Raw genomic sequence first — 15,922 nt, 5'->3', positions numbered from 1 at the left:
TTACCCGGGTTTATAAAACTGTTGTAAGATGTGAGGGGCTTTTGAATAAAAAAAGGGCGTTGAAACGTGCATTAAGAGCCCGTCTATCTATTCTCTCTCGCCAGAACAGATAGACGGGCTTTTGTGCTACAGGTTACGGTTGCCAAACGTAACAGGCAATGCCTTCATACGTCCATGACGGTCCGGATACTTCGCCGAAGTTGAGTGTGTAGAAGTGGTCTTTGGTGTCGTCGGAGAAATAGCGGTAGAGCGGTCTGGTGCCGGGCACCTGGGTGGCGGAGACGTAGCAGGCGACGCCTTCGTAGGTCCAGGAGACTTCACCGAAATTCAGGGTGTAAAAATGGTCTGTGGTGACGGCATCGTAGTAACGGTAGAGCGGCACGGTGCCGGGCGTAGGGGTTCCGTAGACGTATCCGGAGCCACCTTCGAACGCCCAGCCGTTGCCGGTTGGGCCAATCTCATTTGTGTTGATGGTGTAGAAATGATCGGTATTCGCGCTGCTGAAATACCGAAGCAAACGGCGTGTGCCGGCAGTATGGGGGTATAGCTTGCCGAACGCGATGAAGTCGTAGAATGTGAAGCCATTCCAGTTGAGCACCACGGAGTTCATGACCGAGTTGGCATCCGTAACGGGCGTGTCGGCAATGAGGGCGCCGTTGGTTTGGTTGGTGTGCATAAAGCCGAAGCAGTGGCCAAACTCGTGGGTAATGGCGAATTGTTTCTGGCTTACCGTAAGCGTGCTGTTAAACGCGGGGTTTATGTGAACGGTAGGACCGGCGTTGCCGGCGGCATCGGGGAATGAAGCCTGGGCAATGACGTTGGAGGGAAGCCCTGCATTCATGGAAATGGCGATACTCGCACCTGCCGCGGTAGTCGTTACGGCGGCGTGGATCTTCGAGTCTGCGCCATTGTTCCAGTTGGATATGGCCTGGTTAATGGACGTTACCCATACGCTGGGCACGTCAGCACCGATATAGATGGTGATGCCGGCGGCTACGGCGGGCGTTAACAGGTACATATACTGCCGTTGCTCGGTACGGCCGGTTGTACTTTTTTCTGTTTGGAATTTCGCGTAGTGGTCACGGGCATTTTTTAGCGGCATGACAACGTCGCCATCGATGGTGAAGGTGTCGTCTGTGAAGGTAATGTTACTTAACGGTGTACCTGTTGTTTCTGATAAAAACGATTTCAGCACAGCGATGTCGTTTGATAGTGGCTGTGTTTCAACCGGCTGTACATCGTTTTCGTTTTGACAAGATCCGAAAAGCATTGACACGATAACAAGCAGGGAAAGAATCTTCCCGAGGGGAAATTTTAAATTGTACATAATGTGTGTTTTTTGTTTGTGATATGAATAACGTTTCAATATAGGTTATGTTGTTCGGAGGATGTCTTGATCAGCTGATATTTTTCTTTATGCATGGATCGGTATATAGTATGGATAGTACCTTATTTTTCCGGTGCAGGTAGAGGTTTCGTTAGCTTAATTTTCATAGGGCTTTGATAGGGCTTTAGTACGGCTTTAGTAGGGCTTTAGTAGGGAGTATCCTGGCCTTGCTTTTTCTTGTCTCAAGGTGCTGCGATTGTGGGAACTGTTGGGAATATATAGGAACGTATGGGAACAATTGGGACAATGTGGGAACAGTCATTATGGATTGCTTCGTGCCGGCAACGCTGTACCCGCATATTTTCGTTAGCTTTACCAACAAACAGGCAATTATGAACAAATATTTTATTTCCATCGAACCCGAGGACATTTACAGACTCAAGCAAAAAATTGACGGCCAGCTTGACGACCTGAAAGAAATGCTGGAACACAAGCGTCAGGACCTACCGGAAGCCGAATGGACGGACCTCGTCCATCGGGCGCGAAAAAGCATCCTGGAGCATCCCGATCAATACCTTGAGGGGGAGCTGCCCAGCGCCGACATTCTTTCGTATGTGGTAAATGCCGTATTTGACAAGTTTCTGAAAGACGTGTTGAAGAAATGAGGAGTAACGCCTGCGGCGTTGGAAATCCTTTTATAATCAGAATATGCCGATGGTATCGAGCTTTATGCTGTTCCTGATGTCAGCGGATATTAAGTTTTAAGCTGTTGTATTAAGCCAATAATAGTATTTAATGCCAGACATGATCGCTGGTCCGTTAGGGGAGATATTGAATTAGCACGAACCCGCCGCCACGAAGATGGGGTAGAGGTTTTATCAGCGGGGATGTTATACTTAGGTATATTTTTATTTAATTCTATATACCTGAAAAATACCAGTGGATGTTTTATGTTTCCTTATAATATATTTTTGTTTTGATGTATAAGTTTTTTGAAAAGATAGTATTTGTTAATACTTTTATTTCGGCACGCAAAAAATAGACTCTGTCGGTTGTCGTGATGGTTAAGTTGTCTGCGGGCCAGGTGTATTTTATTGACCGGTTGGATGTTGGGTGTGATTTTTAAGGTAATTATAGGTCATTATCATCAGCGATAGCATTTTCTTAAATCAGTTATACTAATAATTCGTTAACCAAAAAGTTATGAAAAGAATCATTACCTTATTAATCATTGTGTTTTTTTGGGCACGTGTCGATGCTCAGGATGTAGGCTCCTATCAGGTGGAGGTTTCGGTTTCCATTTATGATGGTGTGGATAACCACTCCGGCTCCTGTGACAACAGATTTGAGCTGTGGGCGTCGGTCTCCGGCGGAAGCAACCAGCTATGGTGGTCGGAAAATGTCGGCGGCGTCAATACTACCCCGACAACATTTACGCGGGTCTTTTGGCTGTCCGCAGGTCAGTCGCTGAGCAATTTCTATTTCTGGGGAACCCGGCATTGGAAAAACGCTTTTGACTGTAATGGCTATAGCGGCACGGGGGACACCCAGACGACCTCGTATTTCGGATGCTTGCCCACGCAGACGTATACGGATATCATTCCGTATTGGGGCAGTACCGTGACGGTGAGAGTCATACCGAACCTCTATAATCTTTTCTATTTTGGCACCGGTGGCAGCAGTCAATCCAATCCGTCAACCTGGTATCTGCCGCAATCAAACCGCGTTACCATAAAGGCCACACAAGGTTACGCCAGCAATATTTACGGCTGGCAGTACCAGATCGGCAATGGCGCGTGGGTTGCTTTTTCCTCATCCTTATATTCCGATAATACGCTCTCTTTTTCGGGGAACGACATCAGTAGCGATTATTTCAACACTGTACTGGCGTCCAATCAAACGGTTCGGGTGCGTTCAGTAGGCGCCTGTGGAAGCATCTCCAATGTCATGCAGCTTGTCCCCGTGCTTACTGCTCCCGGGATATTGGGGCAACCGGTAGTCACGGCGCCGTCGTGCTCGGGAGTGAGCGATGGAAAGATCAAGATAACGCTTAACCGCGCGCTGTACACCGGTGAAACCCTCTCGATTGTGTTGAATGGTGTCGTGTACGCTTCAAATTTAACCAGAGCTCAGTTCGCTGCCGACAATTCGTATACACTGACCGGCTTGCCATCCGGCACGCGGATCATATCCTTCCTGGGCGCATACAATGGACGGCCGTCGTTTACAAACGGCCAAACCTGGACGGTTACAATTCCTGTAACATCTTTTTCATTCACGATAACGTCATCAAACATACATTGTCCGGGTGGGTTGGATGGCAAGATCAATATCACTACACAGGGAGGCCGGCAACCCTATATAGCGCTCCTGGAGCAACCCGATGGCGAAACGCAGCAAACGCTTTTCTCCGGAACTACGGGGAGTTTTCCGGATCTTGCAGCCGGCACGTACGTTGTTCGACTGGTCGATAGCAGAGCCTGTACCCCGCGCGACGCCAATGGTAACATTGTAGAACGTACGGCGACAATAACCCAGCCGACATCACCGCCCGTATCCGTCACGGTGGTGAGCGTAACGCCCTCCCAACCAGGCCAGTCTACCGGCGCCATTACAGTCCGGGCCACCGGGGGCAGCGGTATTTATTCCTTCGTGTGGATTGAGATCAATACCGGTGCGATCTTTACCGCGGAGCCGCCCGTGGCAGACGGTAATGGGGTGCGGAACCGTCTTTCAGGCATTCCCGCCGGCGAATACCAGGTTGTGGTACGCGATTCGGAGTATCCGTTCGTCGATCCGCAAAACGAGCAGAATACCGCCGGCTGTCAGGCAGTAGCGGTGCAGGTTGTCCCGGCAATGGGGGGACGTGTTGCTTCGGTCAATGACCTCGCCGATGAGCAAGTCGCTGGTAATGTTGACTATTTTTATGTCACGCCGAACCCGGCCAGCGGCCGTTTTGCGGCACGGGTATCGCTGCGTGATGCAGGCGACTTCACCCTTACACTGTTAAATAGCCAGGGTACGGTCGTTTCTCAACGGAAGTATACCGCAGAATCAAACGTTACGGCAGATTTTGAAATGTCTACGGCTAACAAGCGCGGCATCTACCTACTCCGTCTGACAACCGCGCAGAAGTCTTCTGCCGTACGCGTGGTGATAGAATAAGCTTGTTGTTGAGATTTGTGAGCGTGACGAAGAGCGTGGTAAAAAGATCGGTCGAAAGCCGATCTTTTTTTTGTCCGTTGGTTAACAGACTCTATGCGGCCTGGCGATTGGCAGTAGGGACATCATTGCGGCACCCTGTACGTGTTTTACATTAAATTAGGAAAGGCCGAATAATGGTTGTATCTTTGAGGACCGTTAAGAAATAGTGCCTTTCAGCAAGCTTCCTTAAAACAAGATTTGTTGTCTTCACCCTTCTTCAATAATTACTTTCTGTAAGATTTCTCTGTAGCAATCCGGATCGTTATTACTACCTACGGTGCCCCTGACAAGGGTACAGATGAATTTTTATTTTAATTTTTAATACAATGCAAGGAATCGTAAAGTTTTTTAATGAAGCCAAAGGATTTGGATTCATTAAGCCCTCAAATTCGTCGACTGACATCTTCGTTCACACTTCAGGTCTCGTTGATGAGATCCGTGAGAACGACGAAGTTACCTATGACGAAGAGCGTGGCAAAAAAGGCATGAATGCCGTGAATGTTACCAGAATAATGGATTAAGAACTCACCTCATTATACCATTGAAAAGATCGGCCTACAGCCGATCTTTTTTTTGTTCGTTGGTTAACTCATCCTGCGGCGGGGCTAGCGGCAGCTATACTCCACGCTTTTAGTTTCACCCATGGCGGAAGAGCTTGTTTCGTAGGTGATGGAGGTGGGCAACTTCCGATCGTTGTATTCATACGTATAGACGGTTTCGTCGTTGGGCCCGATCTCTTTTCCCATATTGTTTGGACTGTAATTGAGGGTCAGAAACTGAAAGAATGGGTGCAGCGTTGTTGGATTGATGTTGGCGTCGTAGTCCAGGCAACTGATTGAATAGATTTCAACGCCATCTTCATAGGATACGACCTTTTGCAGATTTCCGTTCGCATAATAGCTTAATTTTAAATCCGTTATAAAATTTACTTCCCCTGCGAACTTTACTTTATACCCAGTTATCCGGTGCTTATCATCATATTCATAGGATGCGATAGAATTCGTTTCGCCTGTTGGCAGGTAGAAGGTGGCCGTAATGATGTTGTCGTCGTCGTCGTACAGAAATGCGGCATGTCCATTAGCCTCGTTTTTTTCATCAAAATTGAGCCTCTTTATTATTTTTCCTTCACCATCGTACACGAGCGTCGACTTGCTGTTCGACGTGAGGTTTATCATTTCGCTGAGCTGTCCCTGCCCGTCGTACACAAATTCCTGATCCGCTCCACCCAATTTCATCTTGCTGAGCTTGCACACTGTCGGTGAATTGTCGTCACTGTCGCTGCAGGCCGCCAGGAGTACACCGGCGATCATGAACCGGAAGGAAGTAGCCAGGTGTTTCCGAAAGCCGGCCAAAATTGTCGTTACGAGCATAGTGTATTGTTCTAAAGTGTTAAGAGACGAAGACAATGGTGCCCGGTGCGGGCAACAGGCATTCTCAACGGAAAATTAGGGGTCTGCCATGCGCCTGGCAATAACCCATTCGGGTACGGTCTTAAAACCGCTACATTCCCGCCGTCCATTTGCGGGCAGATTTTTACAGATTCGGACTGGTTGAGAAGTCAAATGTGGCTATAGCTGGTTTTTGCGCGATGGCCCGGCGTTTGCAAACGGAACCCGTAGATTTATCCCCTTGCTATGATCCGAAATTATCTGAACGCCACGCTCCGTACCCTGCTCCGGGAAAAAGGCAACACGTTTATCAACGTTGTCGGGCTGACGTTGGGCATTACGACTACCCTGATTCTCTTCCTGATTGTGCACAACGGCAAAAGCTACGATACGTACCACACACATATCGACCGCATTTTCCGGATTGTATCGAGCGGTGTGGGCAATGCGGGAATAACCTATACACAGGCTGTGCCGCCGGTTTTGCCGGAGGCGATTCAGGCGGATATTGCGGGGGTGGAAGCGGTGGCGTTCACGTCGTATAGACGCGGGAGCCTGATCGTTGTGCCCCAGCCGGACGGTAGTGTAAAGAAATACGAGGAGCCGCAGGGTGTTGTTTTTACGGAGCCTTCGTTTTTCCGGATCTTCGACCGGCCGTTGGTGTCGGGCACCGCGGCGGCAAGCCTGGATGCTCCGCAGGAGGCTGTTATCTCGCAGAAGTGGGCACGGCGGTATTTCGGGCGGGAAGACGTGGTGGGGCAGTCGGTGGTGTATGACAGCGTGGAATACAGCATCACGGCGGTGATGGAGGATTATCCGAGTACGACGGACTTGCCTTTTGACCTGATGCTTTCGTACAATACGATCCGTCAGGAGATGCTTGCACAAGGGTGGGGGAATCTGGCCGATCATAATAACTGTTATGTATTGCTGCGGGAAGGTGAATCGCGGGAGCGGATCGAGGCGCAGCTGCCGGCGTTTGTGAAGAAACACAAGGGTGATGATCACGGGCGAGAAGGTAGCTTTATCGTGCAGCCAATGAAGGAGGTACATACCGACCGGCGGTTTGGTAACTACAATAAAAAGATGCCGCTGATCGCGCAAGTGACGTTTACGGCGGTGGCGGTGTTTATGCTGCTGACGGCGTGTATCAATTTTATCAACCTGGCTACGGCGCAAGCGATTCGTCGCACGAAAGAGGTGGGAATCCGCAAGGTATTGGGGAGCTCGCGGGTACAACTGGTGCTGCAGCTGGTGGGCGAAGCGTTCCTGGTGACGCTGGTGTCCACGCTGCTTTCGATGGCGCTGGTGCCGGTCGTCCTGACATTCACGAATCCGTTCCTGGGCATGTCGCTTTCGTTGGACTGGAGCATTCCGGCGATTCCGCTTGCGTTGGCGGTGCTTGTGCTGGTGGTGACACTCCTGGCGGGGTTATACCCGGCGTTCATGGTATCGGGGTTCCGGCCGGTGCTGGCGCTGAAAAGTCAAACGGGCGGCGGGGCGTCGTCGGGGTATACATTGCGGCGGTCGCTGGTGGTGTTTCAATTCTTTATTGCGCAGGTGTTTATTTTCGGTACGATCGTGATGGCGCGGCAGCTGGATTTTATGCAACAGCAAGATTTGGGTTTTTCTCCGGAGGCCATCATTACGGTGCCGATTCCGGTGCAGCATACTAACAGCAGCAGCGGGGGCAATATGCAAACCCTGAAAGATGAGTTGCTGCATTACTCCGGTATTCAGCAGGCGAGTCTCAGCCTGGCGCCGCCCTCGGCAAACAGTGTGCATTCTACAAGCGTGCGGATGGCCGACCAGGATAATGAGATCAGCGTACAGCTGAAGCCGGTAGACGGTGGATACCTCGACTTGTTCAACCTCTCGCTTCTTGCCGGCGAGGATCTAACCGATGGCGACACGCTGACCGGATTTGTGGTGAACGAACGCCTGGCGCGGCTTGCCGGCTTCTCCGATGTTGGGAAGATTGTCGGTGAAGATCTGGTGCTGTGGGGTAAACGCTATCCGGTGAAGGGCGTGGTAAAAGATTTTCACACCCAGGCGCTGGACCACGCGATTGAACCCGTGGTATTGTACAATGACAAAGGCTCCTATAAAAACCTATCGATGAAGATCAGCACGGTGAATATGCAGACGACGCTGGAGCATGTTCAACGGAAATGGGAGGCGACGTATCCTGAATATACTTTTCACTATACGTTTATGGATCAGCAGATCGCCGAGATGTATGGTGGCGAACGCAAAACGGCCATGATGCTGAATGTGTTTTCGGGTATTGTGATTGTGATCAGCTGCCTGGGGCTGCTGGGCCTGGTGACCTATATGGCGAACCAGCGTACGAAAGAGGTGGGGATACGGAAGGTATTAGGCGCGTCGGTGATGGGGATCATGCTGTTGTTCTCGAAAGAGTTTGCGCGGTTGATTTTGTTTGGATTTTTGCTGGCGGCGCCGTTGGCGGGATTTGGGATGCACGAGATGTTGAAAGAGTTCGCGTATCGGATTACGTTGAGTCCACTGTTATTTTTGACTAGTTTGGGGATTACGGTTGTTGTGGCGTTTGTGACTGTAGGGTATCGGGCGTTCCGGGCGTCGTCGGCTAATCCGGTGACTTCTTTGCGGACGGAATAATGCTGCTATATACTTCTGAAAATTGTTTGCTTTTATGTTCCGGCCAGAGCCGGGAGAATTTCACTTCTACATTTCTGAGGATCTGGATGCACAGTTTCTTATCGTCGTCTTCGAGGTCGTGCAGGAGCATGCGGGCATTTTTTACGATGCGTTCGTGGCATTGCCCGAGGGTGGCGTGGCCTTTCGGCGTGAGCTCGAGGCGTTTTGAGCGGCGATCGTTGTCGTCTACGTATTCGCGGATAAGGCCACGTTTTTGAAGACGCTTTAAGGTGTCGGAGCCGCTGCTGAGCTCGAAGAGGTTGGTATAGATCACATCTGTTTTTCGGGGATTGATACTTTGCCGGATGTTGACGAGTATACCGAATTCTTCTATCTGCGTCAATCCCGTGCCGCTGAGTGCTTTTGCGGCGTATTGCATATTCAGTTTACTGATTCTTCCCATAATTTTTAGTAGCAGGCCGTCGGTGACATTCGGGATCACGCCACCGACCAGGGCGCCTTTAACTTCCTTCACCTCCTGATGGGCGAGGTAGTACCGGCAAAAGTCGGCGATGTCGCCGTCGGGAAATTTTGTTTCATAGCTGGCCCACGCGTTCACCAGCGCGACCGTTTTGTTAGCAGCCATAATTACTTCGGTTTCGTACTAAATTATTCATTACCTGTTCCGGTTTTGGCGGGACACCCTTGTAAACCTAATACATTTACGTCAACATAACGACACGATAATGAATCAACAGGTTTATGATATCGCCAAGACATTGCACATAGTAGGAATCTCGGTGGCGGCGGGGACAAGCTTAATCGACCTGATCCTGCTTCAATACTTCTGGAATATATACAGGTTCCGGATACAGGAGGGGGTAGTGATCGAACGCCTGGTGGGGCGCCTGCAACGTGTGGCGGCTGTGGGCCTGATGCTGATCGTCCTTTCCGGTGTGACGATGATGTTCTACCTGCATACGGTATGGGGGCCGCAGCTCTGGTTTCGCATTAAGATGGGCGTGCTGCTGCTAATTATTATAAACGGGTTGTCATTCCGGAGGGTCCTGGGGAAGCGGATTCATGCGCGTGTTATGCAGGAGTCCACTGTGCGCTGGACACAGCAGGGATCCCTGCGGTCGGGGGTGACGGTGGTGCAGCTTATGCAGCTGGTTTTTTTCCTGGTGATTTTCGTACTGAGTGTGTTTCGATTCAATTAAACTATATCCGTGAATACAGAAAAAATATCATTACCCCGTATGGTAATCCTCGGGGCCAATGGCGGCATTGGTAAAGCGACAGTGGAGCAGGCGTTGCAGCGTGGTCATGCTGTGGTGGCGGTCGTTCGCAATCCGGAAAGTCTGACGCTGCGTCATCCGAACCTGGTGGTCCGAAAGGCGGATGTGATGATGCCCGAGACACTCCGGGGTCTCTTTTCGCCAGGGGACGTTGTAATCTCGGCGATCGGTAAGAACTCCACCCGCGAAACGACGTTATACTCCGCGGGCGATAGGCACATCCTGGAGGCGATGGTTGATGGTGGTGCGTCGCGGTTGTTTGTTATTTCTGCTTCGGGCATAGACGTGAACCCCACGCACAGCTGGCTGATCCGGTGGGCGACGAAAAACATTCTGCAGCGGATCCTCCGGCAGATGTATGCAGACCTGGTGCGTATGGAGAGCATTGTGAAGGCGAGCGCGGTGGATTGGACGATCATGCGGCCGCCGCAGCTCACGAATGGCGGGGTGACGGGGAAATACCGCTATGCGATCGGGAAGTTCCTCGACAACGGTACCAGGATTTCCCGCGCGGATGTGGCCAACTTTATGTTGGACACTATAAACAACCCGGATTTGTTTCGAAACACGGTGGAAGTGGCCTATTGAGTTGGATACCCGGCGAAATGCTTCCGGAACCTTACGTGTTTTGTGAGGGCAATCCGAATCGCCATTTTTCGAATCCAGTTGACAGAAATCGCGTGATCGCGCGTTTGCAGTGCGGCGGTCTCCTGGAATTCCCGGTTTTCAGGCCGCTTTTTTTTAAGAAACGCCCGACAACCTTACGGGCGTGCCGAACATGTTCGTGTTGAGACGACACAACGGGCGGGGCGGGTGTACATTTAGGATTCTGTATGATGACAAACGATCCTATTACCGAGTCCTGCATATCGTTTAAGATTGGCGAGGACCTGCTGGCGGCCGGTGTCAATTACATCCATGACATCGTGGAGGTGGGTATGATTACGGCGATACCGCAGGCGCCCGTTTTTCTGAAAGGTACAATGACGTTACGCGGCACGACGTTGCCGGTGGTTGACAGCCGCACGATGTTTGGCTTGTCCGCCACGATGGTAACAGACGATACCAGTATCCTGGTAATAAACATGGTAGTGGCTGGCAAAAAACTTCGCGTGGGTGTAATGGTCGATGCGGTGAGCGAAGTGATACAAATTGACGTTGAAGACATCATGCCACTGTCCTCGATCGGCGCGCGCTATCCGTTAGACTTTATCCGGGGTACGGTGAAGTCGGGCGATGCCTTTATTTATCTCCTGGACGTTGTTAACGTTTTTGCCACAGAAGAACTAACGAGCTTCCAGGCCACGTTAGCCGAGGTGCGGGCCTAGTTATGGGGTATAGCAGGCATAATAATTTATAGCCTATCCAAAAAACTCCTATGGCGTCATCTCTTCACCTCCATCCTTATTTGTTTTTCGGCGGCAGCTGCCGGGAAGCGATGCAATTTTATAAGAGCATTTTTGGCGGCGAGCTGACGCTGTCCACCTTTGGCGACGGGCCTGCGGATGCCCACAGCAACCCGGGGGCAAATTCGGAGGCCATGAAGGACAAGATCATGCACGCCAGTCTGGAGGGGCCGGTAAAGATCCTGGCCAGCGACAATCCGGGGCTGATCCACGCCCGGAGCGACGGCCAGTTTGCGTTGTCGCTGGAAGGAACGGACGAAGCATTGCTGACGGGTTACTTTCACAGCCTGAGCGACGGTGGACGCGTATTGGCGACACTGGGTAAACAGTTTTGGGGCGATACCTTCGGTATGGTGGAGGACCAGTATGGTGTGCAATGGATGATCAGCATCAAGACGCCGGCCTGACCGAACGGCACACTGCTATCGTGCTGCAGGTAGCTTCTTAAACTCTACCTATACATTTGCCGGAATTGTTTCGGGGTCATGCCCGACTCTTTCTTGAAGATCTTTATAAAGCCGGTCACGCTATACCCGAATTTATAGGCTACAGTCTTGATGGGCAGCCGCGCTTCGTCGAGTAAGATATGCTGTGCTTGTTTGACGAACTCACGCGCGTAGAATTGGTGTACGGTGATGCCAAAGGCTTTCTTAAAATCCTGTTTGAGCTTGGAGAGACTGACGCCCGCCTCGTAGGCCAGGTCGCTGAGCGTAGGAGGCTCGTCGATGTGCTCGAGAATATATTGCGCGATCTTGACGAGGCGTGCCTTGTCGATGTTGGATAAGTCGGCTGACAAGTAGCGGATGCCTTGCTGCTGGTCGTTCCATCGGTCCTGGGCCAGCGCATACAGCTTGCGGATGAGGGCATACACGCGCAGGGGATATTCGTCGCTTTCGGGCGCTTTGCGGCGTATGAGTGCGAGGGTCCTTGCGAGGGACGCGGCGACCTCTTCCAACCGCTTGTCGGCAGAAGTATAGGGTGTTCCCTCTATCTTTGTTACGTTTGTTACCATTTTTACCATCTTTGTATCCACAACAATTTCCTAAAAACGACTACTTACTTGTTGACAAGTGACGGGGCATTGCCTGGGCGGGGCGTGATCATTTATCGAATTTACTGATTATAGTTTCCCTGATGTTGACAAAAGTTTACGTTAGAAGTATAGAATGTTACGAAATTGTAGTGATGGCGTATGCGAAACGGTTTTTGGTAATGTGTACGTAATCGTGCGCCACCGGGTGGATGGGATGACAGGCGCCGATTGTACTGGATTTTTTTGCATATTGGACCGTAGCATCTCAAAACAGATATGTCCATGCGTGTATTTTTTCTTTGCTCCATCCTGCTTCCAGTCTCTTTCATCTTTTCTACGCAGCCATGTGCTGCCGCTATTCGGGACTCGGTCGCAGACGTACTACAAACTCCTTTCTTCGAAAAACTATATGCCAATACTTACTATAGCTTGCTGGACCGTCTAAACCCGGATGGATACCTGGAGGAGTCACTCAGTGGTGCCTATGACGGCATGTACTGCCGTACAACCGGGCCGATGGTACTATTGCTGCTCGAGACGGGCCGCTATCAAGAGGCCGAGCGCATGATCAGCTTTGTGCTGAATGCCGTGGCGGAAAACGATATGGAGCGGATCCCGCATGTAATCGGACAAGCGGTCGATGGTCGTTATCCGGTCACCAGCAATGAGAACCAGATCGACGGACAGGCGCATGTACTGCTTGCGTGGGCGCGGCTGGCAGTGCAGCGTGGGCATACCGCCTTTGAAGATAAGACGTGGCCCCTGGTTAGTAAGCTCATGGAGCGGACGTGTGACCGCACGTATCTGCAGGTGGGTTGGTGGTCGATCGAGCCGGGCCTGGTGCGTAACCTGTCGTTTGAGCATTCGCGCGAAGGCCGACGCTGGGATACGTGGGACCTTCTGACGCAAAGCTTTGTCGGCGCAGCGCTGACGGATATGATCACCGTGGCAAAACGAAGAGGCGCGGGAGCACTCGGTGACAATTGGAGCAAAAAGCTCGGCCTGCTGAGGCAAGGCATCGCGAAGCATCTGACGGTGCAGCGCAACGGTAAGACTACCTATCTTGAAATGCGGTTGCCGGATTCGAACGGCGGCGTGCCGTTTTTGGGAATGGGGTGGGTATGTTTGGCGCCCGTGGCCGCCGGATGGGAGGCGCTCGAGCATGGGGTGATGGTAAATACAGTAGCGGAGATGCAGCGCACATTGCTCAAGACCACCCGTGGCCTGGCGTGGATGCCGACAGACGGCTATCCCGACGGCACCGTATCGAACGAGATCATTGGTAAGGGCCTCGGTTGGGAGATGGAATTCTGTCGCCAGGAGAAAGACTATACACGGGTGGCACAGATCCTAAAATTGATCGGAATTGTAAACGCCGGCAGCAGCATCTATATGGAAGGCGGTTGGCTGGATGCTGCGGGTATCAAGCCTTCGCAGAAGTTGACCGATAAAGACCTGGCGTCCATGAAAGAGGCTGTATGGAAAAGCAAGGATGCCGGCAACGGTGAACAGTGCGCGTGGTGGTGTTGGGCGATGGCCCGGCTGCGGAAGGAGAAAGGATTGCCTGCTGTGCCGAAACGGAAGCCATAATGTAAAAGCACCAGGTCGTGGCCTGGTGCTGGATGATGTCTGTTGCCATACTCTGGAGTTGCGAGCGTGTGTGACTGACTACCGGGCCTGCACGGGGAGTCTGCGTAATGCCGGCCGCAGGTGCCACGATAGCACAATCAACACAACAAAGATGCTTTGCCAGATGACGCCGCTGACTCCGTCGCCGCTGGCCAGGTGTGATACAACCGCGCCGGTCATGACAAAGAAGAAACCGGCATAGGCCCATTCCTTTACAAGCGGCCAGCCCGGGGCCAGGAGCACTACTACGCCGGCGATCTTCCAGAGGCCGATGAGTGTCATGACGTATAGGGGATAGCCGAGGTGGATGAAGCCCTGCGTGTTCCAGGGCGCGTGGACGGCCTGCGCGACGCCGCCGGCGAACATGCCGGTGCAGAGGAGGATGGTAATGATCCAGTAAGCGATTTGACGCGGTTTTTCGGAAGTGCTGATTGTTGTCATGCGTTTTTCTGTCACAATGCTTCGCGAACCGACGATTGGACAGTATGCGCAGATTTTTTTTACTGCAACGCCTTATAGTACGCGCAGGAAGTCTTCATGACGCACTCGGCGTGTTTCGGATTGGTCGGGCGGCAGGTTTCGCGGCCGAGGAAGGAGATGGCCATGCCGACTTCCCCCCAGTCTTTGGGCGCGATTACTTCCATGATTTGTTTTTCGATTTTCTTGGGGTCGGTACCGGTGGCGATGCCTAACCGGGGGGCTACGCGTACGACGTGGAGGTCGACGATGATGCCTTCGGCGGCGACGCCAGACTCGCGCATGATGACGTTGGCGGACTTGCGGCCGATGCCGGGCAGCGCGGTGAGCTCGTCCATGGTGAGGGGGATGTTTTTGTCGTCCTTCACCGTTTGGGCCAGGCTCATGAGCCACTTCGTCTTATTGCCGAAGTTGCGCACTTTGCCGATGAGCGGGTGCAGGGTGTCTTCGGTTGCTTTGGCGAGGGCCTTCATGTTGGGGAAGGCTTTGAAGAGATCGGGTGCGACTTTGTTGATGTGTGCGTCGGAGTCTTGCGCGGCGAGGATCACCATGATCACGAGCTCATAGGTGTTGCCATAGTCGAGGGGAAACTTTTTGCCTTTGTACTTTTTCAGTAACGGCTGAATTTCTTTTTGCCAGTCGCGCGCTGCCATGGTGTCTGTGATTTAAGGTGGGAAAGATACAAATTTTTAACACGTATGGCAGCGGTTTCAGGGCCGCGGCGCGGGGCTGGGTTTCGGGGAAGCGCTTGTGGGGAAATTGCGTCCCCAACGATGACAGGCCGGGCAGTCCCACGCGGGGTTGTGTGATGGCACAATTAATTACGGCTGTTTATGCAAACAAGATCATACTATGAACCTTCTCGAAAATCTTCAATCGTATAGCCCGGACAGCAATGTCAGCACGCCGGAGCGTGTGCTTTCGGGCATTGCCGGCGCGTGGATGGTGCGTTCGGCTTTTGCGAACGGTGGCCTGTTAAAAGGTGCTGCGGGCGCGTATCTGTTGTATCGCGCTATTTCAGGGCACTGCCCGGTGGCGAATGCGCTGACGCGCGACCCGGAGCTGCATGCGCGCAACATCAACGTCCGCACATCTGTCACGGTGGATAGGCCGCGTGCCGATGTATATGCGTTCTGGCGCAAGCTGGAGCAGCTGCCGTTGTTTATGAAGCACCTGGTATCGGTAGAGCAGGCGGAAGACGGGCAGTCGCGGTGGACGGCCAAGTTGCCGGGTGTGCCGGAGCCGGTGCAGTGGTATGCGTCGATCATTCTGGATGAGCCCGGTGAGCTGTTGAGCTGGGCGGCGTTGCCGGGGTCACAGATCGACAATGCCGGTAAGGTAGAGTTCCGCGATGCGGGCGCAGGGCGTACGCAGATCCGCGCGGTGATCACATATCGTGCTCCCATGGGCCTGGTAGGGGAGGGAGCAGCCCGTTTGCTGAACCCGCTGCTGGAAAAGATCGTCGCGGACGACTTAAATAACTTTAAGCACTACATCGAAAGCAGCAAAATGATGCCGGTGGACTAAGCCACCGGCACACT

Annotated in this window: 16 protein-coding genes; 10 read left to right on the top strand and 6 right to left on the bottom strand. The window is 52.2% G+C overall.

Annotated elements, in window-relative coordinates; genetic code table 11:
- Positions 1–133: 133 nt before the first annotated feature.
- Positions 134–1,327 (bottom strand): M57 family metalloprotease, encoded by a 1,194-nt coding sequence (locus K7P01_RS30730; RefSeq protein ID WP_267298434.1) that lies wholly within the window; start codon positions 1,325–1,327, stop codon positions 134–136.
- Between the two features lie 392 nt (positions 1,328–1,719).
- On the opposite strand from K7P01_RS30730, the gene K7P01_RS30725 reads away from it, so the two are divergent.
- The 3 genes from K7P01_RS30725 (at position 1,720) to K7P01_RS30715 (ending at position 5,052) form a co-directional block, all read left to right on the top strand.
- Complete coding sequence (locus K7P01_RS30725; RefSeq protein ID WP_267298433.1) at positions 1,720–1,992, top strand: hypothetical protein; 273 nt, start codon at positions 1,720–1,722, stop codon at positions 1,990–1,992.
- Positions 1,993–2,530: 538 nt separating this feature from the next.
- Entirely contained in the window at positions 2,531–4,492 is a 1,962-nt protein-coding gene (locus tag K7P01_RS30720; RefSeq protein WP_267298432.1) for a T9SS type A sorting domain-containing protein, read from the top strand.
- A gap of 365 nt (positions 4,493–4,857) precedes the next feature.
- On the top strand, positions 4,858–5,052 hold the full coding sequence (locus K7P01_RS30715; protein ID WP_254088088.1) for a cold-shock protein: 195 nt from the start codon (positions 4,858–4,860) through the stop codon (positions 5,050–5,052).
- 84 nt (positions 5,053–5,136) lie between these two features.
- Here K7P01_RS30715 and K7P01_RS30710 read toward each other — a convergent pair whose 3' ends face one another.
- On the bottom strand, positions 5,137–5,901 hold the full coding sequence (locus tag K7P01_RS30710; protein ID WP_267298431.1) for a hypothetical protein: 765 nt from the start codon (positions 5,899–5,901) through the stop codon (positions 5,137–5,139).
- Positions 5,902–6,165: 264 nt separating this feature from the next.
- Here K7P01_RS30710 and K7P01_RS30705 point away from each other — a divergent pair, with 264 nt between their 5' ends.
- A complete protein-coding gene (locus K7P01_RS30705) occupies positions 6,166–8,559 on the top strand; it encodes an ABC transporter permease (protein ID WP_267298430.1) in 2,394 nt (797 codons plus the stop codon).
- On the opposite strand, the gene K7P01_RS30700 is transcribed toward K7P01_RS30705, so the two are convergent.
- Positions 8,528–9,184, bottom strand: a complete 657-nt coding sequence (locus tag K7P01_RS30700) for a MarR family winged helix-turn-helix transcriptional regulator (protein WP_267298429.1) — start codon at positions 9,182–9,184, stop codon at positions 8,528–8,530. The two genes, K7P01_RS30705 and K7P01_RS30700, sit on opposite strands and share 32 nt — an antisense overlap.
- Before the next feature lie 100 nt (positions 9,185–9,284).
- On the opposite strand from K7P01_RS30700, the gene K7P01_RS30695 reads away from it, so the two are divergent.
- From K7P01_RS30695 to K7P01_RS30680, 4 genes are all read left to right on the top strand, one after another.
- Entirely contained in the window at positions 9,285–9,758 is a 474-nt protein-coding gene (locus K7P01_RS30695; RefSeq protein ID WP_267298428.1) for a hypothetical protein, read from the top strand.
- Between the two features lie 39 nt (positions 9,759–9,797).
- On the top strand, positions 9,798–10,424 hold the full coding sequence (locus K7P01_RS30690; protein ID WP_267298427.1) for an NAD(P)-dependent oxidoreductase: 627 nt from the start codon (positions 9,798–9,800) through the stop codon (positions 10,422–10,424).
- 245 nt (positions 10,425–10,669) lie between these two features.
- Positions 10,670–11,164 carry a chemotaxis protein CheW gene (locus K7P01_RS30685; protein WP_267298426.1) on the top strand — a complete coding sequence of 165 codons (495 nt, stop codon included), beginning with the start codon at positions 10,670–10,672 and terminating at the stop codon, positions 11,162–11,164.
- A gap of 50 nt (positions 11,165–11,214) precedes the next feature.
- Positions 11,215–11,649 (top strand): VOC family protein, encoded by a 435-nt coding sequence (locus K7P01_RS30680; protein ID WP_267298425.1) that lies wholly within the window; start codon positions 11,215–11,217, stop codon positions 11,647–11,649.
- Between the two features lie 44 nt (positions 11,650–11,693).
- On the opposite strand, the gene K7P01_RS30675 is transcribed toward K7P01_RS30680, so the two are convergent.
- Entirely contained in the window at positions 11,694–12,254 is a 561-nt protein-coding gene (locus K7P01_RS30675; RefSeq protein ID WP_267298424.1) for an AraC family transcriptional regulator, read from the bottom strand.
- Between the two features lie 303 nt (positions 12,255–12,557).
- On the opposite strand from K7P01_RS30675, the gene K7P01_RS30670 reads away from it, so the two are divergent.
- Positions 12,558–13,865, top strand: coding sequence for a hypothetical protein (locus tag K7P01_RS30670; RefSeq protein ID WP_267298423.1), 1,308 nt, complete (start codon positions 12,558–12,560; stop codon positions 13,863–13,865).
- A gap of 78 nt (positions 13,866–13,943) precedes the next feature.
- Here K7P01_RS30670 and K7P01_RS30665 read toward each other — a convergent pair whose 3' ends face one another.
- Both K7P01_RS30665 and K7P01_RS30660 read right to left on the bottom strand, forming a co-directional pair.
- A complete protein-coding gene (locus tag K7P01_RS30665) occupies positions 13,944–14,345 on the bottom strand; it encodes a DoxX family protein (protein ID WP_267298422.1) in 402 nt (133 codons plus the stop codon).
- 59 nt (positions 14,346–14,404) lie between these two features.
- Complete coding sequence (locus K7P01_RS30660) at positions 14,405–15,034, bottom strand: endonuclease III domain-containing protein (protein ID WP_267298421.1); 630 nt, start codon at positions 15,032–15,034, stop codon at positions 14,405–14,407.
- Between the two features lie 199 nt (positions 15,035–15,233).
- On the opposite strand from K7P01_RS30660, the gene K7P01_RS30655 reads away from it, so the two are divergent.
- Positions 15,234–15,908, top strand: coding sequence for an SRPBCC family protein (locus K7P01_RS30655; protein WP_267298420.1), 675 nt, complete (start codon positions 15,234–15,236; stop codon positions 15,906–15,908).
- The last annotated feature ends 14 nt before the right edge of the window (positions 15,909–15,922 follow it).

Source organism: Parachryseolinea silvisoli (assembly GCF_021190955.1).
Lineage (GTDB): Bacteria > Bacteroidota > Bacteroidia > Cytophagales > Cyclobacteriaceae > Ohtaekwangia > Ohtaekwangia silvisoli.
Note: the sequence above shows the minus strand (reverse complement) of the source record. Positions and strands in the feature narration are given on the sequence as shown.

Excerpts from the sequence above, each read along its gene's own strand:
- K7P01_RS30730 (WP_267298434.1), bottom strand. The coding sequence starts at position 1,327 with ATGTACAATTTAAAATTTCCCCTCGGGAAGATTCTTTCCCTGCTTGTT.
- K7P01_RS30725 (WP_267298433.1), top strand. The coding sequence starts at position 1,720 with ATGAACAAATATTTTATTTCCATCGAACCCGAGGACATTTACAGACTC.
- K7P01_RS30720 (WP_267298432.1), top strand. The coding sequence starts at position 2,531 with ATGAAAAGAATCATTACCTTATTAATCATTGTGTTTTTTTGGGCACGT.
- K7P01_RS30715 (WP_254088088.1), top strand. The coding sequence starts at position 4,858 with ATGCAAGGAATCGTAAAGTTTTTTAATGAAGCCAAAGGATTTGGATTC.
- K7P01_RS30710 (WP_267298431.1), bottom strand. The coding sequence starts at position 5,901 with ATGCTCGTAACGACAATTTTGGCCGGCTTTCGGAAACACCTGGCTACT.
- K7P01_RS30705 (WP_267298430.1), top strand. The coding sequence starts at position 6,166 with ATGATCCGAAATTATCTGAACGCCACGCTCCGTACCCTGCTCCGGGAA.
- K7P01_RS30700 (WP_267298429.1), bottom strand. The coding sequence starts at position 9,184 with ATGGCTGCTAACAAAACGGTCGCGCTGGTGAACGCGTGGGCCAGCTAT.
- K7P01_RS30695 (WP_267298428.1), top strand. The coding sequence starts at position 9,285 with ATGAATCAACAGGTTTATGATATCGCCAAGACATTGCACATAGTAGGA.
- K7P01_RS30690 (WP_267298427.1), top strand. The coding sequence starts at position 9,798 with ATGGTAATCCTCGGGGCCAATGGCGGCATTGGTAAAGCGACAGTGGAG.
- K7P01_RS30685 (WP_267298426.1), top strand. The coding sequence starts at position 10,670 with ATGATGACAAACGATCCTATTACCGAGTCCTGCATATCGTTTAAGATT.
- K7P01_RS30680 (WP_267298425.1), top strand. The coding sequence starts at position 11,215 with ATGGCGTCATCTCTTCACCTCCATCCTTATTTGTTTTTCGGCGGCAGC.
- K7P01_RS30675 (WP_267298424.1), bottom strand. The coding sequence starts at position 12,254 with ATGGTAACAAACGTAACAAAGATAGAGGGAACACCCTATACTTCTGCC.
- K7P01_RS30670 (WP_267298423.1), top strand. The coding sequence starts at position 12,558 with ATGCGTGTATTTTTTCTTTGCTCCATCCTGCTTCCAGTCTCTTTCATC.
- K7P01_RS30665 (WP_267298422.1), bottom strand. The coding sequence starts at position 14,345 with ATGACAACAATCAGCACTTCCGAAAAACCGCGTCAAATCGCTTACTGG.
- K7P01_RS30660 (WP_267298421.1), bottom strand. The coding sequence starts at position 15,034 with ATGGCAGCGCGCGACTGGCAAAAAGAAATTCAGCCGTTACTGAAAAAG.
- K7P01_RS30655 (WP_267298420.1), top strand. The coding sequence starts at position 15,234 with ATGAACCTTCTCGAAAATCTTCAATCGTATAGCCCGGACAGCAATGTC.